Origin of the sequence: Enterobacter chinensis (genome assembly GCF_034008295.1) — a bacterium.
GTDB lineage: Bacteria > Pseudomonadota > Gammaproteobacteria > Enterobacterales > Enterobacteriaceae > Enterobacter > Enterobacter chinensis.
The window spans coordinates 394,632-420,624 of the sequence record NZ_JARDVI010000001.1; the positions used below are offsets into that span (position 1 = coordinate 394,632).

The following is a 25,993-nucleotide window of genomic DNA, read 5'->3' on the forward strand; positions in this document are numbered from 1 at the left end:
TGGTTGATGGCAGATATTTTTTTACTCCAACTGCCATTCTAGTTGGTGTAGTCAGCAGGCGCTGCCGCTTAAGCAAAGAGCGGCAGCGAACCACAGCTTTCTAATTGATGAGTCTTAATCATGGAAAACACGTTATTACAGGCCAGGGCGACGCTGCCTCAGTACGATCGTAACAGCCTTAAAGCACGCATTGTTCATTTAGGGTTTGGCGCATTTCACCGCTCACATCAGGCGGTGTATGCCGACATTCTCGCGGCTGAGCATGGCAGCGACTGGGGCTACTGTGAGGTTAACCTGATTGGCGGCGAGCAGCAGATTGCCGATCTTAACGCGCAGGATAACCTCTATACCGTGGCGGAAATGTCCGCCGATACGTGGACATCCCGCGTGGTTGGCGTGGTCAAAAAGGCGCTGCATGCGCAGGTTGACGGGCTCGAGACCGTGCTGGCCGCGATGTGCGAACCGCAGGTAGCGATTGTCTCGCTGACCATCACCGAGAAAGGGTACTGCCATTCGCCGGCGACCGGGCAACTGATGCTCGATCACCCGTTTATTGTTGCCGACCTGCAAAAACCGTACCAGCCAAAATCCGCTCCGGGCGTGGTCGTCGAAGCGCTGGCGCGACGCAAAGCGGCAGGCCTGCCTGCGTTTAGCGTGATGTCCTGCGACAACATGCCGGAGAACGGCCACGTGATGCGCAATGTGACCTGCGCTTACGCCCGCGCGGTAGACGGTGAGCTGGCGGACTGGATCGAAGCCCACGTTACCTTCCCGTCAACCATGGTGGATCGCATCGTGCCCGCAGTTACTCCCGATACGCTGGATAAAATCGAACAGCTGACCGGCGTGCGCGATCCCGCAGCGGTGGCCTGTGAACCGTTCCGCCAGTGGGTGATCGAAGATAACTTTGTCGCCGGGCGCCCCGAATGGGAAAAAGCCGGCGCCGAGCTGGTGTCAGACGTCATTCCGTTTGAAGAGATGAAGCTGCGCATGCTCAACGGCAGCCACTCATTCCTGGCGTACCTGGGCTATCTGGCGGGTTATCAGCATATCAACGAGTGTATGGAAGATGAGCACTACCGCGTCGCCGCTCACGCGCTGATGCTTAACGAGCAGGCACCAACCTTAAAAGTGAAAGGCGTCGATTTAGCACGCTATGCCGAACTCCTGATTGCCCGCTACAGCAACCCGGCCCTGCGCCACCGTACCTGGCAAATCGCGATGGACGGCAGCCAGAAGCTCCTGCAGCGTATGCTGGATTCCGTACGCTGGCACCTGGTACATCAGAAACCTTTCCCGCTGCTGGCGCTGGGCGTGGCCGGCTGGATGCGCTATGTCGGCGGCGTGGATGAGCAGGGTAACGCCATTGACGTGAGCGATCCGCAGCTGGCGGTGATTCAGGTGGCGGTGAAGGGAAGCGCGGAAGGGGAAAGTCGGGTCAACGCGCTGCTCGGCATCGAGGCCATCTTTGGCAAAGAGTTACCGCGGGAAGCGAAATTTGTTGATGCGGTGATGAAGGCGTACCAGATGTTACTGCAAAAGGGCGCAAAAGCGACCGTGGCTCAGTACGTGTCTCAACGGTAATTCAGCACATGCCGCCGTTTGCGGCGGCATGTCTGCGCACGGCTTAGTGCATACCCAGGCGAATCAGCTCGATCGGTTCGAACTTACCTTCGCATCCTTCCACTTCAACCGTTTTACTACGACGCACCTGCTCGGCACTGAGGCCGTCGCTGTGGATCGCTTTAATCACGCCGAACTGGTTTGTGCCGCTAATCATGACGCGGCTGCCAGTGGTGATTGCATTACGGTTACGGTCGTATGTCATCATGGTATTTTCTCCTCTCTAACCTGTTCGTTACGGCGCTATTTCAGGTGTGCCGTTCACGGGGCATATAAATACGCCTGTCCGCGCTTCATGTTTTTGTTTTTGATCAAACTCACACTTTTTTCTTTATTGTGTCTGGCGCTGACGGTTCACGACGGTAATTTACAAACCCGACAGTTATTTTCTTTAATTGATAGTTTCGACAGGGAAGCGTTGAGGATTGGTTTATATTCCTGATGTCATGCTGGGTTCAGGAAATAACCCTTTCATCGGAATAAGGAGTCAGGCTTATGTATAAGAAGATTTTGATGCCTGTTGATGTGTTTGAAATGGATTTGAGCGACAAAGCGGTGCGCCACGCGGCCAATCTGGCGAAGGCAGAGGGCGCGTCGATTACCCTGGTCAATATTCTGCCTGCCAGCAGTCGGTCTCTGCTGCGGGGATTCAATGCCGATATTAAAAAGTTTGAAGAGTATATGACCGCAGAGTCCGGGAAGAAAATGAACGAGCTTAAAAGACTCTTCGATATCTCCCCTGAGAATATTCACAGCATGGTTCGCTTTGGCAACGTCCGCGATGAAATCATCAAGCTCAGCAAAGAGGGGGAATATGACGTCATCGTCATCGGGTCGAAAAATCCGAGCATCACTACGCATCTGCTGGGTTCAAATGCCGAAACAATCCTGCGCTACGCCACTATTCCGGTGTTAGTCGTTCGCTAACCCTGTCGCCGCGCCCGAAAGGGGGCGGCGTAATATTACTCTTCGCTAAACCACTCGCTATTTTCCTGACGAATAAGCTGCACGGACTCGCTAATTTCCTGCAGGTGCAGCGTCATCGCTTTTTCCACACCGTCCTGGTCGCGCTTTTCAAGCGCGCTGAAAATATCATGATGCTGTCGGAGCAACATTTCCGGCGGGGAGACGTGATCGAGACTCATGTAACGCACGCGGTCGATGGTGGCTTTGATGTTTTCGATGGTGTCCCAGGCCAGCTGGCAATCCGCAATTTGCGCCAGTTTCTGGTGGAACTCATCATCAAGCTGGAAGAAGTCATTGAGCTGCTTGCGGTCAATCGCAATACGCTGCTGATGCAGGTTCTGCTCCAGCAGGTAGCACTGGTTGTCGTTGATGAGCGTTGCAGCACGGCGCGCCACCGCGCATTCAATGGCCTGGCGAACAAAACATCCGTTACGTACCTGAGAAAGTGAAATTTTATTCACATAGCTGCCGCGCTGCGGGCGGATTTGAATCAGACCATTTTCCGCAAGCTTAATAAACGCTTCACGCACCGGCTGACGGGATACGTCAAAACGCACGGACACCTCTTTTTCAGAAAGCGGCGTTCCCGGCGGGATCAGGCAATGGACAATATCACGTCGCAAAATGCGATAGATTTGCTGGTTTACGGGCTGGGTGGGATTAAGTTGCGATTCAGCGGCCATGAGTTGTCATTTCTCAGAGAGTTAGCCTGAACATACTACCATTCTTTTATGACCCGAAACAGACCCGGCCCGCAGGCCGGGAAGGGCACATTTAGCCACGATGGACGCTAAGTCCGCCAAAACTCTGGCTGACTGGCATCATTTCTACGGTATTGATGTTGACGTGCTTTGGCAGCGTCGCCACCCACCAGACCGTTTCGGTGACATCTTCAGGCGTCAGCGCGTTCGCATTTTCGTAGGTCTTGCCCGCTTTTGCGTCATCGCCTTTGAAGCGGACGTTGGAAAATTCAGTGCCACCCACCAGGCCCGGCTCGATATCGGTGACGCGAATGGCGGTGCCGTGCAGATCGGTACGCAGGTTAAGGCTAAACTGGCGCACAAACGCTTTCGTTGCGCCATAAACGTTGCCGCCTGCGTAAGGCCAGCTCCCGGCGGTGGAGCCGATATTGATAATGTGGCCGCGGTTGCGCTCGACCATGCCCGGCAGGACCGCGCGGGTCATATAGACCAGCCCTTTGTTGTTGGTGTCGATCATATTTTCCCAGTCTTCCACGCTGGCTTTATGTGCGGGCTCCATGCCCAGCGCCAGACCGGCATTGTTGACCAGCACGTCGATGGCGCGCCACTCGGCGGGCAGGTTGGCAATCATCTCTTCAATGGCCGCGCGGTTACGCACATCCAGCTGCGCGGTCAGGATGCTGTCGCCTAATTCGTCTTTCAGCTCCTGCAGACGTTCCTGACGGCGACCGGTCGCAATAACCTTATGCCCGTTGGCGACGAAGCGACGCGTGATGCTTTCACCAAAACCTGCCGTTGCCCCGGTAACTAAAATAATCATCTCACTGTTCCTCAACGCTTTTTGTGTTGTACTAACATAGCACGGCCGCAGAGGGTGCGTTAAGGCAACATTTGTATGACAGCATTGCAGGGGATGGCGGCCTGGCCTACTCTGGGAGGATACCCGTACTCAGGAGTGAAAGATGACGGCCACCAATCCCTTTTTTGAAATCAGCCTGTTGCCTTACCAGGCTCCCCATTTTGATGAAATCAACGACAGCCACTATCGTCCGGCTTTCGATGAAGCCCTGCGCCAGAAGCGGGCGGACATTGACGCCATTATCTCTCAAACCGCTGCGCCAGATTTCAATAACACCGTGCTGGCGCTGGAGAAAAGCGGTGCCATGCTCTCGCGCGTCAGCAGCGTTTTCTTCGCCATGACCTCCGCGCACACTAATACGTACCTGCAGGAGCTGGAGGAACAGTTCTCCACCGAGCTTGCCGAACTGGCGAACGATATCTGGCTGAATGACGTGCTTTTCGCCCGCGTGGAGAGCGTATGGCAGGACCGTGCCGCGCTGGACGCCGAATCACACCGGCTGGTAGAGGAGATTTATCAGCGGTTTATTCTGGCCGGCGCGCGTCTGAATGAGACAGAAAAAGCCGAGCTGAAGGCGCTGAATACCGAGGCGGCCTCCCTGACCAGCCAGTTTAATCAGCGCTTGCTGGCTGCCGATAAGACGGGCGGGCTGGTGGTGGATTATGCGCACCAGCTTGATGGGCTCAGCGCCACTGAGATCGCTGACGCTGCGCAGGCTGCCGCGGAGAGAGGGCTAAACGATCGCTGGCTGATCCCGCTTCTGAACACCACCCAGCAGCCCGCGCTTTCAACGCTGCGCAATCGTCAGACGCGCGAAAACCTGTTCAACGCAGGCTGGACGCGCACTCAGAAAGGGGATGAAAACGACACACGCGCGCTGATCCTTCGTCTGACGGCGCTGCGCGCGCGACAGGCCCGCCTGCTGGGCTTTGAGGATTACGCCAGCTGGAGCATCGCCGATCAGATGGCGAAAACCCCGGGCGCCGCGCTGGAATTTATGCGCGGCATTGTGCCTGCCGCCCGCGCCCGTGCGGAACGCGAGCAGGCCGATATTCAGAAGGTCATCAATGACGAGCAGGGTGGTTTCACCGTGCAGGCCTGGGACTGGGCTTTTTATGCGGAGCGCGTGCGCCAGGAAAAATATGCCCTTGATGAGTCGCAAATCAGGCCTTATTTTGCGCTCAATACCGTGCTGCAGGATGGCGTATTCTGGGCGGCCAGCCAGCTGTTTGGCATCCGCTTCGTCGAGCGCTTCGATATTCCGGTTTATCATCCGGACGTCCGCGTATGGGAAATTTTCGACCATACGGGAGAAGGTATGGCGCTGTTTTACGGCGACTTCTTTGCGCGCGATTCCAAGCAGGGTGGAGCGTGGATGGGGAATTTCGTTGAGCAATCCTTCGAGTTTGCTGCCCGTCCGGTGATCTACAACGTCTGTAACTACCAAAAACCGGCTAACGGCGGCGTCGCGCTCCTCTCATGGGACGACGTGATAACCCTCTTCCACGAGTTCGGCCATACGCTGCACGGGCTGTTTGCCAGCCAGCGCTTCGCCACGCTTTCCGGCACCAATACCCCGCGTGATTTTGTTGAATTCCCGTCGCAAATCAATGAGCACTGGGCCAGCCATCCACAGGTGTTTACCCACTATGCCCGCCATTACGAAACCGGCGAACCGATGCCGGACGCGCTGCGGGAAAGCATGCTCAACGCAACGCATTTCAACAAGGGCTACGACATGACGGAGCTGCTGGGTGCCGCGCTGCTGGACATGAACTGGCACGGCATCGGTGAAGCCGTTTCGAGCGTGGAAGATTTTGAAGCGGCAGCGTTGAAAAAAGAGGGGCTGGATCTGCCGGCCGTACCGCCGCGCTACCGCAGCAGCTATTTTGCCCATATTTTTGGCGGGGGCTACGCGGCGGGGTACTACGCCTATCTGTGGACGCAGATGCTCGCGGACGACGGCTATCAGTGGTTTGTCGAGCAGGGCGGGCTGACGCGTGAAAACGGGCAGAAATTCCGCGAGGCGATTTTGTCTCGTGGGAACAGCACGGATTTAGCTGAACTGTATCGCAACTGGCGCGGGCACGATCCGAAGATTGAACCGATGCTGGAGAACCGTGGGCTGAGTGAGTAGAGTCATCAGCAGCTGAAAATATAACCGGGCGTGATGCCCGGTTTTTTGTCATTTTTCTTACCTAATATTGCTGCGTCGATGGTGGGGATATTGCCGCGCGGAAAATCACGTAAATGCATTGTATGCATGTTTTTTGTTGTGTCATTTTCTGATAAGATTATTCCTAATTTTTACCGATGGAATAGGGACATGAAAAAAATAGTTGGCGTAATATTACTTTCCTTTTTACTCGCCGGTTGTGATCAACCTAAAATTGATTCATCAACTGATGACGCAATGAAATCATCTATAGCTAAAGTCAGAGAGTCACTTCCGGAGAATAAGCGGGGGGAGTTTGATAACGCTCTACAGGTGGTGGCATTCAGTAACATCAATATGGCTGATCTAATACAAAGTGACAAAGAAGACCTAAGCAAAAAGATGCGCGATTCTCTGTCTGGAAAGACTGCCGACGAAGTAATTTCATATGCTCAGAAAGTAAACGCGGAGAAAGAGCTTAAGCAGAAAGAGCAGGTGCTTCAGGAAATCAAAGGGCTGGAACAGAGAAAAGCTAACGCAGAGAAAGCCATAGAAGCGCTGAAAAAAGTCCAGGTTTTATCATCCCAACTTATCAAGGAGCCCCAGGAAGACGGTAAGCCACAACCCATAATAAAACTGGTCGTTAAAAACAATACTGATACCGTTATCTCCAGGGCATACCTTCAGGGAGTGGTTGCAGGCAGTGGGCATTCAGAACCCTGGCTGGTAAGTAATTTCTTTTACGATGTTCCTGGTGGACTTAAACCAAATGAAGAAGCCACGTGGACTCTGGCTCCGCCTAAGGATTCTGAATGGGGTCGACTTTATGTCCCAACTGATGCCGTTTTCACTGTGACCGTCGCAAGGGTAGACGGGCCTGATCGCCAGGCGTTGTTTGATGCAACAGGGTTCACAAAGAAAGATGACAGCAGGCTTGAAGATCTTAAGAAAAATAATCTTTGATTTATGACTCATAATTGACCCGCTTCGGCGGGTTTTTTTATGTTGAGAGGAAACGTGGTGAGCGAAAAATATACTGCTGGAAGAGAATGGTCGTTTAGCTATTCAACACGCTCCACATCCTTTGGTGATCTTTAGAATAACTCCGCTCGGAAACTGAAAATAAAACCGGGACAAGTATGGTGAAATAAGGTGTTTTATTCATGCACTTATTATGAATTAAAATGGATTTGAAATGTTAAAGCCTATTCCAGGGTCTATGACATGACGCCTGTAGGTGGTAAGCAGCCAGATGGAAGCGTAAAACTCTGGTAATAACCTTTACCCGTAAATTGTGTTTCGGTGGGTCGGTATTAACAAAATAACCGATTAACGCCCGGTGGCGTTGCCGCCACCGGGCAATACACGCTCACACGATTTCGTTAGGGCACGCCTCGCCTTTTTCCAGCTGCTGCAAGTTACCCAGCGTCGTTTCCGAAATGCTGATCAGCGCTTCGGCGGTCAGAAACGCCTGGTGCCCGGTAAACAGCACGTTATGGCAGGCAGAGAGGCGACGGAACACGTCGTCCTGGATCACATCATTAGACTTGTCTTCAAAGAACAGATCGCGTTCGTTCTCATATACGTCCATCCCCAGCGCGCCAATTTTTTGGGTCTTCAGCGCTTCGATAGCGGCCTGAGAGTCAACCAATCCGCCGCGGCTGGTGTTGATGATCATCACGCCGTCTTTCATCTGGTCAAACGCCGCCTGGTTAAGCAGGTGGTAGTTTTCCGGCGTCAGCGGGCAGTGCAGGGAGATCACGTCAGACTGCGAAAACAGGGTCGGCAGGTCGACGTACTCCACGCCCAGATCCAGCGCCGCCGCACTTGGGTACGGATCAAACGCCAGCAGACGCATGCCGAAGCCTTTCAGAATGCGCAGGGCGGCCACGCCAATTTTACCGGTCCCGATCACGCCCGCGGTTTTGCCGTACATGGTAAAGCCGGTCAGCCCTTCCAGCGAGAAGTTGGCGTCACGGGTACGCTGATAAGCGCGGTGAATACGACGGTTGAGCGACATCATCATGCCAATCGCATGTTCCGCGACCGCTTCCGGGGAGTAGGCCGGGACACGAACCACCTTCAGACCCAGCTCTTTCGCCGCGTCGAGATCCACGTTATTAAAGCCCGCACAGCGCAGGGCGATGTACTTCACCCCGTGTTTTTTCAACTCCTCCAGCACCGGACGACTGCCGTCATCGTTAACAAAGATGCAGACGCCTTCACAGCCGTGCGCCGTTTTGGCGGTCTTTTCGGACAGCAGAAAGTCGAAAAATTCAAGCTCAAACCCGTAAGCCTCGTTAACATGTTGCAGATACTTTTTGTCGTACTGCTTTGTGCTATATACCGCGAGTTTCATAAGACTTTCTCCAGTGATTTTGCATTCACGTTAGCATGATTAAAATTATCTTACAATTTCTAAAATATTATTGAATTCAATAAGTTCTATCAATTATTCTAGAGCATATGTACATCCTAACTCCATGATATTCTTACTACGAGAAAGTTCAGGCGCGAATCTGGTCCGGGATAGCCTGGGAATAAGGGCGTTGATAAAGGATGTGATCGAACGTCTGGTTGGATTACGTTAAAGAATGGCAAGCGGGCGTAAAAACTGCAATGCTTCCGGAGGCAATGGAACGACTTAACAAGTTGTTGAGTTTTTAGACAGAAAGGGAGAATGGAGCATGTCGCAACAATTTGAGTTGTCATTAACCCCGCCCATTATGCCTGCCTTGTGCTATTTTATTGTATCTATTGCTGTTTTTTTCTTGCTGTACATGGGTAAGCTCAAGGTTAACAAACGCAGAAAATATCCTCTCTTCATTGCTTACACTCTGTTTGTTATAGCAATTGCAGCCGTACAAATTAACGTATTTGCCAATGGCTATGCGTTCATGAGCGGTTTTTTGCATATCGACTTTGATCCCTGGCGTTACGACTCAGTGTATTGGGGGTCATTGATATTCGCTATGCTTTACCTGCTGGCGATGCCACGGAACAGGTATTAGCCTCCCAATTTTGTTATTTACGCTGAAGGTATGCGTAACCTATTGAATATAAATCGAGTTCTTTAGGTTGCGTATAGCAAAAAATTTACCACATAGCGTTACAGCATCTATCCTTAAACTTGGCGTTGACTTCAACTCAGTCGCTAAACATGCGACAATGATCGGCACTGCCGGCTTAATTCTTTCGCTAAATCAGGATATTAACTGCCCATGAAGGGTAAATACAAAGCCGCATTTGCGCTTTTACTGCTGTTCATATTGTTGCCGCTGACGCTGCTGATGACGCTCGCCCAGTGGGTACCGACGCTCGCCGGGATCTGGCTGCCCGTCGGGACGCGCATCGCTTTTGAGGAGAGCCCAAAGCTCACTCGTCACGCGCTGGTCATCCCCGATCTCCGTTATCTGGTTGAAGACTGCGAAATAGCGCGCATCGATAACGTGACGCTGTCACATCCAAGCCGCTGGAAACTGGATATCGGCGCGCTGGATCTTAACTCCGTCTGCCTCAGTAAAATTCCCCAGTCCGCGCCGTCAACGGTTGCCCCCAAAACGCTGGCCCAGTGGCAGGCGGTATTGCCCAATACCTGGCTCACCGTTCATCGTCTGACGCTTTCGCCCTGGCAGCAGTGGCAGGGTGAGCTTAATGCGTCACTGACCCCGTTAAGCCAGGAGATCGCCTATAAAGGCGAGCAGGTCAGCATCAAAGGAAAACTACACGGTCAGACGCTCTCGGTGAGCCAGTTCGATATTCAGCTACCCGATCAGCCGCAGCCCATTAAACTGGTTGGGAAGTTCACGCTGCCGCTGGTTCCGGATGGTGTGCCGGTGAAAGGCCACGCGGTCGCGACCTTTAACGTGCCACAGTTAACGTCCCTGGTCGATGCCGATCTCGACTGGGAAGACAATCAGGGTCAACTGGTGGTCATGGCGAGAGACAACCCCGATCCGCTGCTCGACCTGCCGTGGCAAATCACGGCGGAACAGCTGAACATCAGTGACGGACGCTGGAACTGGGACCTTTCCGGTATGCCGCTAAGCGGGCGCATTTCGCTTCGCGCCGATAACTGGCAGCAGGGGCTGGATAAAACCACGCTGAGCGGACGACTGAACGTGCTGACGCACGGCGATGCGGGGAAAGGCAACGCCGTACTGAATATTGGGCCCGGCAGGCTCAGCCTGGAAAACAGCGACATGCCGCTGCACCTGAGCGGCGAGGCGAAACAAAACGATCTCATTCTTTACGCCCGGTTGCCGGCAAAGCTGACCGGCAGCCTGTATGAACCGCAGCTTGCCTTTGAACCGGGTGCGCTGCTCCGCTCGCGCGGGCGCATCATCAACTCACTCGACATCGATGAAATCCGCTGGCCGCTGGCGGGCGTGAAGCTCACGCAGAAGGGCGTGGACGGTCGTTTACAGGCAATTCTGCGCGCCCATGAAAACGAAATGGGCGATTTTGAGCTCCACCTGGACGGACAGGCCAACGACTTTTTACCCGACAACGGTCTGTGGCAGTGGCGCTACTGGGGGAAAGGTGGTTTTACGCCGATGAATGCCCGCTGGGATGTCGCCGGAAAAGGCGAGTGGCGCGACAAGCTTATCGAGCTGACGGCGCTCTCCACCGGTTTTGACAAGCTTCAGTACGGCACGATGGACGTCAGCAAGCCGCGCCTGGTGTTGGATCGGCCGGTGCGCTGGTTCCGCGACCCTGAAAAGCCGAGCTTCAGCGGCGCGCTGTCGCTCAATGCCGGGCAAACCCGTTTCTCCGGCGGCAGCTTTTTGCCGCCGTCGGTCCTGACCTTCAGCGTTGACGGTACCGACCCGACGATATTCCAGTTTAAAGGCGACCTCCATGCGGACAAAATCGGCCCGGTGCAGGTGAACGGCCGCTGGGATGGCGTACGTCTTCGCGGGCAGGCCTGGTGGCCGAAACAGTCGCTCACCGTATTCCAGCCTTTGATCCCGCCGGACTGGAAAATGACGCTGCGTGACGGGGAGCTCTATGCGCAGATCGCCTTCTCGGCGGCGGCCGATCAGGGCTTTGAAGCGGGTGGGCACGGGGTGCTGAAATCCGGCAGCGCCTGGATGCCGGATAACCAGATCAACGGCGTCGATTTTGTGCTGCCGTTCCGCTTTAGCGAAGGGACCTGGTCTCTCGGCACGCGCGGCCCGGTCACGTTGCGCATTGGCGAAGTAGTAAACCTGGTGACAGCACGCAATATTACCGCCGACTTACAGGGGGACTATCCCTGGACGGAGGACAATCCGCTGCTGCTTACCAACGTGAAGGTGGAAGCCCTCGGCGGGAAGATCACTATGCAGCAGCTGAGGATGCCGCAGCACGATCCAGCCCTGCTGCGCGTGGACAATATCTCCTCGAGCGAACTGGTTAGCGCCGTTAATCCGAAACAGTTTACCATGTCGGGCCCGGTCAGCGGGGCGCTGCCGTTCTGGCTGGACAATGAAAAATGGATCATTAAAGATGGCTGGCTGACCAACCCGGGTCCCATGACGCTGCGCATCGACAAAGACACGGCGGACGCCATCGTGAAAGATAATATGGTGGCGGGTGCTGCAATTAACTGGCTCCGCTATATGGAAATTTCGCGTTCGTGGACGAGAATCAATTTAGATAACCTGGGTGAATTAACCATGCAGGCGACCATCAAGGGGACCAGCCGCGTGGATGGCAAAAGCAGCTCCGTCAATCTGAACTATACCCATGACGAGAATGTCTTTACCCTCTGGCGCAGCCTGCGTTTTGGAGACAACCTGCAAACCTGGTTTGAGCAACATGCGGCGATACCTGCTCCCCGCAGTTCGACTGGCAAGGAAAGTGAGGAACAACAATGAAAATGAGGGCTGGTGTGCTCACCGTTGCCGCTGCCGCGCTACTGACCGGCTGTACGCCGCGCATTGAAGTCGCTGCACCGAAGGAGCCGATTACCATCAATATGAATGTCAAAATCGAACATGAGATCCATATTAAGGTCGATAAAGACGTTGAAACCCTGCTGAAATCGCGCAGCGATCTGTTCTGAGGACGCCATGAAACGATTAGCTCTGATTTTACTGGCACTGGGGATGAACGTGCAGGCAGCGGCGCTGACCTTAAACGATGCCCGGGCGCAGGGGCGCGTGGGGGAAACCCTCAGTGGTTATCTTGCCCCGATTCAACAGGACGCGGAAACGCTGGCGCTGGTCAATCGTATCAACGCGGCGCGCACGGAAAACTACCAGAAGCTGGCTGACAGCAACAATTTACCGGTTGATGAAGTGGCGAAAATGGCCGGTCAAAAACTGGTGGCCCGCGCGCAGCCGGGCGAGTACGTGAAGGGCATTAACGGAAAATGGCTCAAGAAGTAGCTAGCGGTAGCGCCTGCGGTATTCACCCGGCGAGACGCCAAAACGCTGCTTAAATGCCGTTGAAAAATGGCTATGGTCGGTGAACCCCCAGCTGTAGCCAATCCCCGCCAGCTTTTCATCGTCGCCGGCAGAGCGCAGCACCTGCGCGCAGAGATCCAGACGACGGTTTTTGATGTACTGCGCCACCACCAGTCCCTTCTCGGCAAACATGCGGTAGAGGCTGCGTACGGACATACCGCTCTCGGCGGCAATCCATTCCGGGCGCAGAGATTCAGACTGAATATTGTCGTCAATCATCGCCACCACGTGCTGGAACTGACGTTCCTTACGCGGCTGAATCAACTCGCGCTGCTGGAAAGCGGGGCGCAGCAGACAAACCATCGCTTCAAGCGCCGCTTCACTCTCCCGGTCACTCAGGTCAGCATTGTTCATACTGTCCATCAACAGACGGTGGCTCAGCTGGACCGTCGGCAACGAACGGGAAAGGGTGAGCGCACAGCTTATTTCCTGAAACCGACACTGCTGCTCAATAATCTGACGGGGTACCAGCAGAGAAATCTGGCGGGATTTTTCCTGCCAGTTGATTGAGCAGGGGCGCGATGCGTCAAGCAGCGTGATATCACCGGTTTTAAGCACCGCTCGGCGGTCGTCCTGTTCAATCTCCGCGCTGCCTTCAAGCTGGAACACGGTATAGAACCAGGCATCGTTACTGTTTTTGATCTCCTGACGAGAGCGGAACAGGTTAACGCCGCCGGCGGTAACGGTACTGAGCTTCAGGCTGCGCGCGTAGCTGGTTTCCAGTTCACCGAAGAATTTTCCCTCCAGAGGACGGGCGTTAAAACGCCCGCAAACCTGGTTAATTTGCGCCAGCCACTGCTGATACTGTTCCTGCTCGCTTGCACACGCCATCGTTTCTCTCACTGCGCCGTCAACGTTTTCGCATTGTTACATTTGTGTTGCATTTTGTCAGAGCTATGAGGCTGACTATAGGAAAGAACACTCACCGGGGACAGCGATATAAGGCGGAATTATCACGATTTGCGGAGCCTGTCACAGGTGGCAAAGCGAATGTCACAGAGACAAAAGCGAGAATGCGAAACCCCTCTTAGACTGGATTAACACCCTGCGAATAATAACGAAGGAGTATCCTATGTCTGAATCCCAGGTGGCTATTCAGCCTGCCGTGCAACAGTTTTTAGACCGACATCATGGCCTGTGGATTGAAGGGCGTCAGGCCGCGTCGGACAGCGAAAAACGGCTGAACGTCTATAACCCGGCCACGGGCGAGGTGATTGCCTCGACTGCCGATGCCAGCGTCGATGACGTCGACCGCGCCGTGATGTCCGGCTGGCGCGCCTTTGTTGCCCGCAGCTGGGCCGGAAAATTACCGGCGGAGCGCGAGCGGATCCTGCTCCATTTTGCCGATCTGGTAGAACAGCACAGCGAGGAGCTGGCCCAGCTTGAAACGCTGGAGCAGGGCAAATCCATTAATATTTCCCGCGCCTTTGAAGTGGGCTGCACCCTCAACTGGATGCGCTATACCGCCGGGCTGACCACCAAAATTGCGGGTAAAACCCTCGACCTCTCTATTCCACTGCCGCAGGGCGCGCGCTACCAGGCGTGGACGCGCAAAGAGCCGGTTGGCGTCGTGGCAGGGATTGTGCCCTGGAACTTCCCGCTGATGATCGGGATGTGGAAAGTGATGCCTGCCCTGGCCGCGGGTTGCTCTATCGTCATTAAACCGTCCGAAACCACGCCGCTGACCATGCTGCGCGTGGCGGAACTGGCCAGCGAAGCGGGCATCCCGGACGGGGTGTTCAACGTGGTAACCGGGAGCGGCGCGGTGTGTGGCGCAGCGCTGACCTCACACCCGCATGTTGCCAAGGTTAGTTTTACCGGCTCTACGGCGACAGGCAAGCAAATTGCCCGCACGGCGGCGGACACGCTTACCGGGGTGACCCTCGAACTGGGCGGCAAAAACCCGGCGATTGTGCTGAAGGATGCAGATCCTGCGTGGGTGATAGAAGGCTTAATGACCGGAAGCTTCCTGAACCAGGGGCAGGTCTGCGCGGCGAGCTCCCGCATCTATATTGAAGCGCCGCTGTTTGACACGCTGGTCAGCGGGTTTGAACAGGCGGTGAAATCCCTGAGCGTCGGGCCGGGCATGTCGCCGGAGGCGTTTATTAACCCGCTGGTGTCGCGCGCGCACTGCGACAAGGTGCAGACCTTCCTTGATGAAGCGAAAACTCGCCATGCTGAACTGATTGTCGGAAACCGTGGCCCGGAAGGTAAAGGCTATTACGTTTCGCCTACGCTGGTGGTCAACCCGGATGCCGCGCTGCGGTTGACCCGCGAAGAGGTGTTTGGTCCGGTGGTCAACCTGGTGCGCGTTGCTGACGGGGAAGAGGCGCTCCAGCTGGCAAACGACACCGAATATGGCCTGACGGCCAGCGTCTGGACACAAAATATCAGCAAGGCGCTGGAGTATACCGACAGGCTGCAGGCGGGCACCGTCTGGGTGAACAGCCATACGCTGATCGACGCCAACCTGCCGTTTGGCGGGATGAAGCAGTCCGGCACCGGACGTGACTTTGGCCCGGACTGGCTGGACGGCTGGTGTGAAACCAAATCGGTTTGCGTGCGGTATTAAAAAACAAGCCGGGTGGCGCTGCGCTTACCCGGCCTACAACAGCACGAGCCGTAGGCCGGGTAAGGCGTAGCCGCCACCCGACATGTTTACAAAGACCACCGATCCCGCCCGGCCTCCTTCGCCCGATACAGCGCCGCATCGGCGCGGGCGATGATCTCGGTGCCGGCTAACCCCTCCGCCATGCTTGCAATGCCCATACTGACGGTGACATGGTCGCTGACCGCTGAGGCGCTGTGCGGTATGGACTCCGCGCGCAGGCCGTCCTGAATACGCAGGGCAACCTTTTCTGCGATGTTTTCCGGGCAGTTAAACAGGATCACTACGAACTCCTCGCCGCCGTAGCGTGACACCACATCCTCTGGTGTGCGCACCGACTGCTTCAGCACGCGCGCCACGCGCGTCAGGCATTCGTCACCCGCCTGGTGCCCGTAGGTATCGTTGTAGCGTTTGAAATAGTCGATATCCAGCATGATCACCGAGAAGGTTTTTTTCTGCTCAACCGCGTTTTCCAGCACCACTTCCATTTTCCGGCGATTGGCGGTTTTGGTTAACGGGTCCTGATGCGCCAGCGCGTCAAGCCGTGAAATCAGCAGCTGATTTTGCTGGTTGCGTCGCCACGCTTCGTCAAACCAGCTTAACAGGATGAAACGCCCGCAGATCAGGATCAGCGTAAAGACGCTCCAGATAATAACGAAGTGAAGGTTAAGGCCCTCATTGAGTCTCCAGCTGGCGACCGGCAGGGTGACCCATAGCGGGAGCACAAAGGCGAGTAGCCCTTCAGGGTAAAAATAGAGCGCCGTTAAGCCAGCGAGTAATAAAATGACGCACAGGGGCCAGACGTGAGGCAGCAGCAGTTGGGTAATAAACCAGAAACAGGCTACCGACCAGATGGCGCTACAGATAAACAGCACGACGCTGATACCGGCGATACGCCGCCAGGCCATCAGGACCAGCGCGGCAGAGAGGATAATAATCCCAAGCATGGAGGCATCGACCATTTTCGTCAGATGCGGTGAGGTCGGATAAAGGGGATCGCCGGCCTTAAGCAGGATGTGTCGCAGCAGGATCATCACGGCAAAGCTGACGTTGACGAAAGCCAGCCACGGCAGGTTTATCGCCAGTCCATGCATGACCATGGCATGGCGCGTCGGCCAGGTTGCCCGTTCAAGTGTCGGTTTTTTTCTTTTTTCCATTGACGTTTTCACCCTGTCCTGGCCACACGTGAAGCAGGAAAGGGCGGATGAACCGCCCTTATGCTCGCGACGTTACGGTGTCACAATGTTAAACCAGAAATCAAACTTGTCCATATAGCTAAGCATGGCATCAAGTTTAGCGCTGTCGCCACTAATTTTAATCTTTCCGCTATCCTGAGCCTGTTTCAACGTAACTTCCTTGAGGATAATTTTATTTAGCGTGTCACGGTTCAGCGTCAGCGTTGCGTCAGCATCTTTAGCTTCAGCGTTCGCCGTGTGGTTCAGCACGCCGTTTTCCAGCTCGAGTTTGTACTTCCCGCCATCGCTGCCTAAGTCAATGTTAAACACCGATTTAGCCTCTCCGGCTTTCTGACCATTGATATGGACAGCCAGATAGTCAAAGAACATCTCTGGCGTCATCGCGCGTACCGTATCCGGGCTGGCGGTATTCGGCGTTGGACCTTTCACCACGCCGTTACGCAACTCTTGCGCACCGGTCAGGTAGAAGTTACGCCATGGGCCAGATTCAGCCTGATAGCCAAGCTGTTCCAGCGCGTCCGCTTCCAGGTTTCGCGCCGCCTGGTTGTTTGGGTCGGCAAAGACTACTTTGCTCACCACCTGCGCCACCCAGCGGTAGTTCCCCTGGTCGAAGTCGGTTTTCGCCTTGTTCAGGATGGCATCCGCGCCGCCCATATACTCAACGAATTTCTTCGCGCCTTCTTCTGGCGGCAGTTCGTCCAGGGTCGCCGGGTTGCCGTCGAACCAGCCCAGATAAAGCACGTAGGTAGCTTTGACGTCATGGCTCACCGAACCGTAATAGCCACGGTTCGCCCAGGTATGTGCCAGTGAGTCCGGGAGCTTGAAGTTAGCGGCGATTTCGTCGCGCGTCAGCCCTTCGTTTGCCATGCGTAGCGTCTGGTCGTTGATATAACGATAAAGGTCACGCTGGCTTTTCAGCAGCTTGACCACGTTTTCGTTGCCCCAGGTCGGCCAGTGGTGCTGTGCCATAATGATTTCGGCTTTGTCACCCCAGCGCACAATCGCCTGGTTGATGTATTTCGACCACGGCAGCGGTTCACGAATTTTTGCGCCACGCAGAGAATAGGTATTATGCAGGGTGTGGGTAACATCCTCTGCGGATTCAATGACTTTTTTCTCTTCGATATACCAGAGCATTTCCGATGGTGCTTCGGAACCCGGTGCGAGCATAAAGTCGTAGGTCAGACCGTCGATAACCTCTTTCTGCCCATCTTTTTCAATAATATTGGTCGGCGCAATCAGCGTCACCGTCCCGGCGGAGGTGGTGGTCCCAAGACCAGCACCCACCTGACCTTTGGCATCTGGCTTCAGCAGGTTGCCGTACATATAGCTGGCGCGGCGGCTCATCACGTTACCTGCCATGATGTTCTCGGCAACGGCTGCCTCCATAAACCCGGCTGGCGCGTAGATTTTCACCTTGCCAGCTTTCACGTCAGCTTCATCCACCACGCCGCGCACGCCGCCATAGTGATCCACGTGGCTGTGGGTATAAATGATGGCAACGACAGGTTTCTTGCCGCGATTTTTAAAATAGAGATCCATCCCGACTTTCGCCGTTTCTGCCGACACCAGCGGGTCAACCACGGTAATACCGTCTTTCCCTTCAATGATGGTCATATTCGACAGATCAAGATTTCGTATCTGATATACGCCATCGGTCACTTCAAACAGGCCGCTAATATTAATCAGCTGAGATTGACGCCATAAACTGGGATTAACGGAGTCCGGTGCCTTATCGCCTTCTTTAATAAACGAATACTGCTGTGGGTTCCAGATGATATTACCTTGTTCCCCTTTGATAACGTCCTGAGGAAGAGGCGCAATAAAGCCTTTATGGGCATCCGTAAAATCGGTGTTGTCGGAGAAGGGAAGTTGATTAAACAGGGCGTTATTGGATTGTTGCGTCGCGGCAGTGGCATCCTTCGGGGCTTCTGCGGCATAAGTCGAATTTGCGGAAATAACAAGCCCTGCCAGCGCAAGACTCCTGACGATCAAATTGAATTTCATCCTAACCTCTCAGTGATGTATTACGTCGTTCGTGGAAACTTCGAGTCCTGGCTGAAAGTGGTTCAAGAAATGCAAGGAAATAAACGAGGTGAAATAACTATAATCGGGGAGAGGTATTCAGCAAGTAAATAGATGAAAAACCGGGCATTACGCCCGGTGCGTTATTTATTTTTGTTCGTCTTTTTTCTTCCCGAGCGTTGGCGTCTCGTCGAAGAAGTTCCACGGTTTGAGCAGGGTATGCACCCATTCCGTCGGCATGATCGGCCACTCTTCCGCCCGCGCCACGTGGGTGGTGCCGGTGGTCATCCAGACCACGTCGTCCTGGTCGTTCAGCGACTCGTTATCCTTGCTGTACTGCCCCAGGCCCGTGTCGTGCACGGAGCGGTTAGGGAATTTCCCTTCCGGATAGAGCTCATCAGGATGATAGCGGGTCACCCACAGCTGTTTGTCCATAAAGCTCAGGCGATGGTAGATCCACTCGTCCGGGGCGAACTTCGCGCCGGTCGCCACCGGGTGCGTACCGCCCGCGTAAGGGATTATCTGGTACGAGACCGGGTTGCCCATGCGGTTCTCTTTGCGGGTGTTGCTCAGCAGGCGAATGGTACCCGGGTCGAATTTCTGCGCCGCCTGCTGCTCGGTATCAATATCGTACTGGTTAATCTGCATGGTGCTGGTGCGTGGGCCACCGGCGGTATTCGGCTTAACTTCCGGATCCATGGCCACCAGCTTGTTGTTGATGCCATCCACGTCCATATCCAGGCGGAAGTTGTAGATGTGCTGGTGTGTGGTGCCCACAATGTTATGGTCGATCAGCGTACCGTAACGGGTGTCGTCTTTCGCGGTGGCATCGTGCATGGTTTTCGCCTGCACGCCTTTCACCGCTTCGATACCCGTCGCGCCGGCGTCAATGCCGATGGTGCCATTTTCATGGAACACCCAGTCGAAGATGTAATCGTAGTTGCCAACGGTACTGACCCAGCGCACCACCAGCTCGCGGCGCTCGGTGCTGACGTTAGGCTGGCCCATCTCCTGATGTTTGTACTCCGGCCCGGCGTAGCGTTCGAAAATGGCGATCGCGCGCGGGATCTCCATCGGCGCGCCGGTGTAATCCGGAATGGTTTCATTGAGCATGACGGCGTTAGACGGCACGTCTTTCCCGCGCACCAGCGGTGAGGTCAGGGTGCCCATACCGTAATCGCCGGAGTCGAGATAGGCTTTAAAGTACCAGCCCACGTCCGGGTCGCCGTACGGGACGATCATCCCGCCTAAAGAGCCCTGATACATAATCTGGCGTTTTTTGCCGTTGTCGTTATACGTCACGGTTGAAATCATCGGGCCGACGCGGGAATCCAGGCTCAGGTGGAAATCCCAGTTCTGCCAGTGCACCCTGTCGCCGGTTATGGTGTAGTTCTTGCCTTCCGGCTCAGTGATGTCGAGCGGCTTTTTCGGCGTCTCTACGCGGTCGCGGCCATCATAGGGGCGCGGGGTCATGGGTACCGGAATAACGGCACCTTCTTCAATTTTCTGGATTTTCTTCTGCTCAAGATCCACCACGGCCACCAGGTTCTCAATTGGGTGCGCCCAGTAGTTGCCGTCGCCAACGTCGAGATAGCTCACCACTTTCAGCAGGCGATCTTCCTGCTTCAGACCGTCTTTACCGTCGAAATAGCCGACGGTCAGCGGCGTGGTTATCACTTTTTTCGGGTCGGTGATGCCGTGCTTTTTAAGCACCTCGGCAAACTCTGTGCTGTCGTTGATGATCTGCTGCACCGCGGTGAAATCATCCAGCAGTACCATGCCGTGCGCGTCTTTCACCGGTTCCCAGCGCAGAATTTTTTTATCCTTTAGATCCACCACGCTTTCGATAACGTGCTTTCCATCGAGCATCACGATCTTCGCCAGGCGGGGGGAATCCACTGGCGTACCGTTAAGCACAAAGTCCCACACTTTGGCTTTCTCTGGCTCAGCAAGGGCAATCTGGGTAAAGCGGGTATTCGGTTTAAAATCCGCAGAGGCTTTAACAATCTCTACGGCCTGCTTAATTTCGTCCGCCGTTAGCGCGTTTAAGGGGTGAGGGCTTTTTTCAACCTGGAAGGTTTGGTCAAGGCCGGACTGGAAAACATCGTTGATAAAGGTATCGGAAATAAAGGCTTTCTTACCTTTCATTACCACTGGCACCTCAAGCTTGAGGGTTTTACCGTTAACGATGGCGGTTTTGGCGCCCGGTTTGACCTTCACAAAGGCACCGTCTTTCGCAATGGTGAACATCTGTGCGTAATCATCCCACTGAACGTCCGCGCCGAAGTCCTGCAGCGTTTTGTCCATCGGGACCATATGCGCCTCACTGCCGTGGGCGAAAACAGGGGATTGCCAGGCGCAACACAGCGCAACGGCCATGGCCAGCGCCGTTCTACGGGCAGAAAAAGAAGAATTGCTTCCCATCGTAGACCTCATCTTGTTGTGTTTATTGTGTTGTGACAGCCTTATCCTGACAGGCCCATGAGAAAAGCGTTTGCCTGCATCTGCCAGATTATTTGTCAGCCTTGCCAGGTTAAAAAAAGACCGGGATGACGTCACATCCCGGTCAGTGTGTAAGTGAGGAAAGGTCTAGAAATCGCTCTGCTGGCGCGCCACCAGCGTCAGAATGGAGTAGAGCGCCACGGCCTGCTGGTGCTGGTTGAAAATCTCAACGGCCCATTCCACCACGCCGGTCGGTTTTTCCTCCGCGGTGCGCTGTTTCTTCAGCGTTTTACGTTTGCAGGTCAGACGCACCTGAATGGTGTCGCCCGGCTTAACCGGCTCGATAAAGCGCAGGTTTTCCATACCGTAGTTGGCAATGACCGGCCCGACGCCCGCGTCGACGAACAGCCCCGCCGCGGCGGAAATCAGGAAGTAGCCGTGCACCACGCGCTCGCCAAAGATTGACTCTGCCGCACCGATCTTGTCCATATGGGCGTAGAAGTGGTCGCCGCTCAGGCAGGCAAAGTTCACGATATCCGCTTCCGTCAGGGTGCGGCGCGGCGTCAGCAGGCTGTCGCCCGGCTGCAGCTCCTCGAAGTATTTGCGGAACGGATGAACGCGATCTTCCTGCACCGTTGCGCCCCGCACCCACTGTTTGCCAATGGCGGCCAGCATCGTCGGGCTGCCCTGGATCGCGGTGCGCTGCAGGTAGTGCTTCACCGCGAGCAGACCGCCCAGCTCTTCGCCGCCGCCCGCGCGGCCCGGGCCGCCGTGGACCAGTTGAGGAAGCGGGGAGCCGTGGCCGGTGGACTCTTTTGAGGATTCCTCGTTGAGGATCTGAATACGCCCGTGGGCGCGCGCCGCGCCGGCAATAAACTGGCGGGCAATCGCCGAATCGGCGGTCACCAGCGTTCCCGCCAGGCTGCCGCCGCCCGCGCGGGCAAGCTGCATCGCGTGCTGTGCTGTGCGATACGGCATCAGCGTCGCAACCGGGCCGAAAGCCTCCGTTGCGTGGACGGCAGGGGTTTCATCCGGCTGCGGGCAGAACAGCAGAGTCGGGGGGAAGAACGCGCCAGCGGCCTGCAAATCCGCTTTGCCGCCCAGACGGATCTGGCAGCCTGCGGCGATCAGCTGATCCACTTTCTCCTGCACGTCCGCGCGCTGTTCGGCGTTGACCAGCGCCCCCATCTTCACGCCTTCCTGCGCCGGGTCGCCCACCACCACCTTTTCCAGCCGCGCAATCAGCGCCTGGCTGACGGCGTCAATCTGGTTTTGCGGGACGATAATGCGGCGGATAGCAGTACATTTTTGCCCGGCCTTGGCGGTCATCTCGCGCACCACTTCCCGGATGAACAGGGCAAATTCCGGCTGTTCCGGCGTGACGTCTTCACCCAGCACGCAGCAGTTCAGGGAGTCGGCTTCCATGGTGAACGGAATCGAATTCGCCACAATATTCGGGTGCACGCGCAGGCTTTGTCCGGTGCTGGCGGAGCCGGTAAAGGTCACCACGTCCTGGCTGTCGAGCTGGTCCAGCAGATCGCCCGCGCCGCCACAGATGAGGCTGATGGCGCCGTCCGGCACCAGTCCGCTGTCCACGATGGATTTCACCATCGCCTGCGTTACCTGTGCGGTGGCGGTAGCGGGTTTGATAATGGCAGGCATTCCTGCAAGCCAGGTCGGTGCCAGTTTTTCCAGCATGCCCCAGCAGGGGAAGTTAAAGGCGTTAATATGCACCGCCACGCCGGACTTCGAGGTCAGAACGTGGCGCGCCGCAAAGCCGCCTTCTTTTGACAGGGGGATCAACTCATCTTCCGGCCACAATGTGTCGTCCGGCAGTTCACGGCTACCCAGGCTTGCGTAAGTGAAGAGGGTGCCAATACCGCCTTCAATATCGACCCAGCTGTCTGCTTTCGTCGCCCCGGTCTGGGCGGACAGGGCATAAAACGTCTCTTTCTCGCCAAGCAGGTGCTTTGCCACCGCCTTCAGCATGGCAGCACGTTCAATAAAGGTCATTTCGTGAAGTGCGTCGCCGCCGCGCTCAATCGCATAGCGACGGGCGGCCGCCATGTCCAGCCCTTCGCTGGTCACGCTCCACAGCGCTTCGCCAGTGATGGCGTGATGAATAGTGCGTTCGCGGCCCCGGCCAGACTGCCAGGTACCGGACAAGAAGCTGGCTAACTGCTGCATCGCTTATCTCCAAATGTTACGTAATTTCACTATTAATAGTTTGATCGCGAATCATAAAAATCAAGCTGAGTTTTAATGAATTGTTATCGTTGTGATCCGGGATTATGAATTGTCTCGCCAGAAGGCGCTGCTCACAGGGCCTTAAGTAAAAGCCTTGCGAGCGGCATCACAAAACCGGGAAACAATCCTTGGGGTTATATTTAACCTTTGTGTAACTTTTAAAAAACAAAGTGATTCAACATTACGCTTTAATTTGCAAACTAACGAATCATAAAGGTGATGACGTGACGCAAGAACAACGGTTTGAGCAGCGCATAGCGCAGGAGACGGCGATTGAGCCTCAGGACTGGATGCCTGACGCCTACCGTAAGACGTTGATCCGCCAGATTGGTCAGCATGCGCACTCCGAAATTGTCGGCATGCTGCCGGAAGGGAACTGGATCGCCCGCGCCCCGACGCTGCGCCGAAAGGCGATCCTGCTGGCGAAAGTGCAGGATGAAGCCGGACACGGGCTCTACCTCTACAGCGCGGCGGAAACGCTGGGCTGCGCGCGGGAAGACATCTACCAGAAGATGCTCGACGGCAAGATGAAATACTCCTCCATTTTTAACTATCCGACCCTGAGCTGGGCCGACATCGGCGTGATTGGCTGGCTGGTGGACGGGGCGGCCATCGTCAACCAGGTGGCGCTGTGCCGGACCTCCTACGGTCCGTATGCCCGGGCGATGGTGAAAATCTGTAAAGAAGAGAGCTTCCACCAGCGTCAGGGCTTTGAAGCCTGCATGGCGCTGGCGCAGGGGAGCGAGGCTCAGCGCCAGATGCTGCAGGACGCCATCAACCGCTTCTGGTGGCCGGCGCTGATGATGTTCGGGCCGAACGACGACAACTCGCCGAACAGCGCCCGCAGCCTGGCGTGGAAAATCAAACGTTTCGGTAATGATGAGCTGCGCCAGCGCTTTGTCGACAACACGGTGCCGCAGGTGGAGATGCTGGGCATGACGGTGCCCGATCCCGACCTGCGTTTTGATGAAGAGAGCGGTCATTACCGCTTCGGCGAGATCGACTGGCAGGAGTTTGAAGAGGTCATTAACGGGCGCGGCATCTGCAACCATGAACGTCTGGCCGCCAAACGTAAAGCCTGGGACGAAGGGGCGTGGGTGCGGGAAGCCGCGCTGGCGCACGCGGAAAAACAACACGCCCGCAAAGTGGCTTAAGAGGAATCACGATGAGCAATGTCTACTGGCCGCTGTACGAAGTGTTCGTACGCAGCAAACAAGGGTTATCCCACCGTCACGTGGGCAGTCTGCATGCCGCTGACGATCGCATGGCGCTGGAAAATGCGCGTGATGCCTACACTCGCCGCAGCGAAGGGTGTTCTATCTGGGTGGTCAGGGCGAGCGAGATTGTCGCCTCCCAGCCGGAAGAGAGCGGCGAGTTCTTCGACCCGGCGGAAAGCAAGGTTTACCGCCACCCGACGTTCTACACCATCCCCGATGGCATCGAGCATATGTGAGGCAAAGAATGAATTCAGTGACTGCCTATGCCCTGCGTCTGGGCGACAACGGTCTGGTGCTCTCCCAGCGTCTGGGTGCCTGGTGCGGCCACGCGCCGGAGCTGGAAATCGACCTCGCGCTCGCCAATATCGGTCTTGACCTGCTGGGCCAGGCGCGCAATTTCCTGGCCTATGCCGCCGAGCTGGAAGGCCAGGGCGATGAAGACACGCTGGCGTTTGGCCGCGATGAGCGCCAGTTCTGCAACGTGCTGCTGGTGGAGCAGCCAAACGGCAGCTTCGCTGAGACGATGGCCCGTCAGTACCTGATGGATGCCTGGAACGTGGCGCTATACGAACGCCTGACCCAAAGCACCGACAGCCAGCTTGCCGCCATCGCCGCGAAAGCCATTAAAGAGGCGCGCTACCACCTGCGCTTTAGCCGCGGCTGGCTGGTGCGCCTGGGCGATGGCACCGAAACCTCCGCGCAGAAAATGCAGCAGGCCATCGACAACCTGTGGCGTTTTACGGCGGAGCTGTTTGAAGCGGATGACGTTGAGCTGGAGTTGATTGAGTCCGGCGTGGCGGTTGACCCGCGCCTCCTGCGCCAGCCGTGGGAAAGCGAAGTCTTTGCAGGTCTGAATGAAGCCTGCCTGCAGGTGCCCGAAGAGGCGGCGTACCGCACCGGGGGCAAGCAGGGGCTGCATACCGAACATCTGGGCCCGATGCTGGCGGAAATGCAGTATCTCCAGCGCGCGTATCCCGGTCAGCAGTGGTAAAGGAGAACGCTATGCAACGCCTCGTCGACATTGCGCCAGCACAAATTCCGCAGATCTGGTCGCTGTTAAGCCAGATCCCGGACCCGGAAGTGCCGGTATTAACCATCACCGATTTAGGCATGGTGCGCAGCGTGAAGGCGCAGGGGGAAGGCTGGGTCATTGGCTTCACGCCAACCTACTCGGGCTGTCCGGCAACGGAACACCTGCTGGGGGCGATCCGCGACGCGATGACCGCTAACGGCTTTACCCCGGTGCATATCGTGCTTCAGCTTGAACCCGCCTGGACCACCGACTGGATGACCGCCGCCGCGCGCGAGCGTCTGCGGGCGTATGGCATCAGCCCGCCCGTGGGGCATAGCTGTCACGCGCACGCGCCTGCTGAGGTGAGCTGCCCGCGCTGCGCCAGCACCGACACCTCGCTTATCAGTGAATTTGGTTCGACGGCCTGCAAAGCGCTCTACCGCTGCAACTCCTGCCGTGAGCCCTTCGACTATTTCAAATGCATTTGAGG

At 55.9% G+C, this 25,993-nt stretch carries 22 protein-coding genes; 13 read left to right on the plus strand and 9 right to left on the minus strand.

Going from position 1 to position 25,993, the window contains the following annotated elements; all coding sequences use genetic code 11:
* The first annotated feature begins 120 nt into the window (after positions 1-120).
* On the plus strand, positions 121-1,584 hold the full coding sequence (locus PYW49_RS02030) for a mannitol dehydrogenase family protein (RefSeq protein WP_320385486.1): 1,464 nt from the start codon (positions 121-123) through the stop codon (positions 1,582-1,584).
* Positions 1,585-1,627: 43 nt separating this feature from the next.
* On the opposite strand, the gene ydfZ is transcribed toward PYW49_RS02030, so the two are convergent.
* Positions 1,628-1,831: a putative selenium delivery protein YdfZ gene (gene ydfZ, locus PYW49_RS02035; RefSeq protein WP_134350141.1), complete on the minus strand. Its 204-nt coding sequence runs from the start codon at positions 1,829-1,831 to the stop codon at positions 1,628-1,630.
* 287 nt (positions 1,832-2,118) lie between these two features.
* Between ydfZ and PYW49_RS02040 the strand changes: the two genes are divergently transcribed.
* On the plus strand, positions 2,119-2,550 hold the full coding sequence (locus PYW49_RS02040) for a universal stress protein (RefSeq protein WP_059311321.1): 432 nt from the start codon (positions 2,119-2,121) through the stop codon (positions 2,548-2,550).
* 35 nt (positions 2,551-2,585) lie between these two features.
* On the opposite strand, the gene PYW49_RS02045 is transcribed toward PYW49_RS02040, so the two are convergent.
* Complete coding sequence (locus PYW49_RS02045; RefSeq protein WP_134350142.1) at positions 2,586-3,272, minus strand: GntR family transcriptional regulator; 687 nt, start codon at positions 3,270-3,272, stop codon at positions 2,586-2,588.
* Between the two features lie 91 nt (positions 3,273-3,363).
* Complete coding sequence (gene ydfG / locus PYW49_RS02050; protein WP_063431503.1) at positions 3,364-4,110, minus strand: bifunctional NADP-dependent 3-hydroxy acid dehydrogenase/3-hydroxypropionate dehydrogenase YdfG; 747 nt, start codon at positions 4,108-4,110, stop codon at positions 3,364-3,366.
* A 142-nt stretch (positions 4,111-4,252) separates the two neighbouring features.
* On the opposite strand from ydfG, the gene dcp reads away from it, so the two are divergent.
* A complete protein-coding gene (gene dcp / locus PYW49_RS02055; RefSeq protein ID WP_320385487.1) occupies positions 4,253-6,286 on the plus strand; it encodes a peptidyl-dipeptidase Dcp in 2,034 nt (677 codons plus the stop codon).
* Between the two features lie 189 nt (positions 6,287-6,475).
* Positions 6,476-7,267 carry a DUF6694 family lipoprotein gene (locus PYW49_RS02060; protein ID WP_134350144.1) on the plus strand — a complete coding sequence of 264 codons (792 nt, stop codon included), beginning with the start codon at positions 6,476-6,478 and terminating at the stop codon, positions 7,265-7,267.
* Positions 7,268-7,673: 406 nt separating this feature from the next.
* Here the strand turns inward: PYW49_RS02060 and PYW49_RS02065 are convergent, their stop codons facing one another.
* Positions 7,674-8,663: a 2-hydroxyacid dehydrogenase gene (locus PYW49_RS02065; protein WP_134350145.1), complete on the minus strand. Its 990-nt coding sequence runs from the start codon at positions 8,661-8,663 to the stop codon at positions 7,674-7,676.
* Positions 8,664-8,991: 328 nt separating this feature from the next.
* Here PYW49_RS02065 and PYW49_RS02070 point away from each other — a divergent pair, with 328 nt between their 5' ends.
* The 4 genes from PYW49_RS02070 (at position 8,992) to PYW49_RS02085 (ending at position 12,678) form a co-directional block, all read left to right on the plus strand.
* Positions 8,992-9,315 (plus strand): hypothetical protein, encoded by a 324-nt coding sequence (locus PYW49_RS02070; RefSeq protein ID WP_320385488.1) that lies wholly within the window; start codon positions 8,992-8,994, stop codon positions 9,313-9,315.
* Between the two features lie 210 nt (positions 9,316-9,525).
* Entirely contained in the window at positions 9,526-12,165 is a 2,640-nt protein-coding gene (locus PYW49_RS02075) for a YdbH family protein (RefSeq protein ID WP_320385489.1), read from the plus strand.
* Positions 12,162-12,353, plus strand: coding sequence for a YnbE family lipoprotein (locus PYW49_RS02080; RefSeq protein ID WP_320385490.1), 192 nt, complete (start codon positions 12,162-12,164; stop codon positions 12,351-12,353). Before PYW49_RS02075 ends, PYW49_RS02080 begins: the two co-directional genes overlap by 4 nt.
* 7 nt (positions 12,354-12,360) lie before the next feature.
* A complete protein-coding gene (locus PYW49_RS02085; RefSeq protein ID WP_028017556.1) occupies positions 12,361-12,678 on the plus strand; it encodes a YdbL family protein in 318 nt (105 codons plus the stop codon).
* Here PYW49_RS02085 and feaR read toward each other — a convergent pair whose 3' ends face one another.
* Positions 12,679-13,587, minus strand: a complete 909-nt coding sequence (gene feaR, locus PYW49_RS02090; RefSeq protein WP_320385491.1) for a transcriptional regulator FeaR — start codon at positions 13,585-13,587, stop codon at positions 12,679-12,681.
* A gap of 241 nt (positions 13,588-13,828) precedes the next feature.
* Between feaR and PYW49_RS02095 the strand changes: the two genes are divergently transcribed.
* Positions 13,829-15,328 (plus strand): aldehyde dehydrogenase family protein, encoded by a 1,500-nt coding sequence (locus PYW49_RS02095; protein ID WP_134350149.1) that lies wholly within the window; start codon positions 13,829-13,831, stop codon positions 15,326-15,328.
* A gap of 86 nt (positions 15,329-15,414) precedes the next feature.
* Here PYW49_RS02095 and PYW49_RS02100 read toward each other — a convergent pair whose 3' ends face one another.
* From PYW49_RS02100 to paaZ, 4 genes are all read right to left on the minus strand, one after another.
* Entirely contained in the window at positions 15,415-16,521 is a 1,107-nt protein-coding gene (locus PYW49_RS02100; RefSeq protein WP_320385492.1) for a GGDEF domain-containing protein, read from the minus strand.
* 72 nt (positions 16,522-16,593) lie between these two features.
* Positions 16,594-18,567, minus strand: coding sequence for an alkyl/aryl-sulfatase (locus PYW49_RS02105; protein ID WP_320385493.1), 1,974 nt, complete (start codon positions 18,565-18,567; stop codon positions 16,594-16,596).
* A gap of 165 nt (positions 18,568-18,732) precedes the next feature.
* Positions 18,733-21,009 (minus strand): primary-amine oxidase, encoded by a 2,277-nt coding sequence (gene tynA, locus PYW49_RS02110; protein ID WP_320385494.1) that lies wholly within the window; start codon positions 21,007-21,009, stop codon positions 18,733-18,735.
* 165 nt (positions 21,010-21,174) lie between these two features.
* Positions 21,175-23,214 carry a phenylacetic acid degradation bifunctional protein PaaZ gene (paaZ, locus tag PYW49_RS02115; RefSeq protein ID WP_320385495.1) on the minus strand — a complete coding sequence of 680 codons (2,040 nt, stop codon included), beginning with the start codon at positions 23,212-23,214 and terminating at the stop codon, positions 21,175-21,177.
* Between the two features lie 284 nt (positions 23,215-23,498).
* Here paaZ and paaA point away from each other — a divergent pair, with 284 nt between their 5' ends.
* The 4 genes from paaA to paaD are packed head-to-tail and all read left to right on the plus strand — an operon-like array spanning position 23,499 to position 25,991.
* Positions 23,499-24,428, plus strand: a complete 930-nt coding sequence (paaA, locus tag PYW49_RS02120; protein WP_320385496.1) for a 1,2-phenylacetyl-CoA epoxidase subunit PaaA — start codon at positions 23,499-23,501, stop codon at positions 24,426-24,428.
* Positions 24,429-24,439: 11 nt separating this feature from the next.
* Positions 24,440-24,727 (plus strand): 1,2-phenylacetyl-CoA epoxidase subunit PaaB, encoded by a 288-nt coding sequence (gene paaB, locus PYW49_RS02125; RefSeq protein ID WP_108416960.1) that lies wholly within the window; start codon positions 24,440-24,442, stop codon positions 24,725-24,727.
* Positions 24,728-24,735: 8 nt separating this feature from the next.
* Positions 24,736-25,482, plus strand: a complete 747-nt coding sequence (gene paaC / locus PYW49_RS02130; protein WP_320385497.1) for a 1,2-phenylacetyl-CoA epoxidase subunit PaaC — start codon at positions 24,736-24,738, stop codon at positions 25,480-25,482.
* Between the two features lie 11 nt (positions 25,483-25,493).
* Positions 25,494-25,991 carry a 1,2-phenylacetyl-CoA epoxidase subunit PaaD gene (gene paaD / locus PYW49_RS02135; RefSeq protein WP_320385498.1) on the plus strand — a complete coding sequence of 166 codons (498 nt, stop codon included), beginning with the start codon at positions 25,494-25,496 and terminating at the stop codon, positions 25,989-25,991.
* Positions 25,992-25,993: the final 2 nt, after the last annotated feature.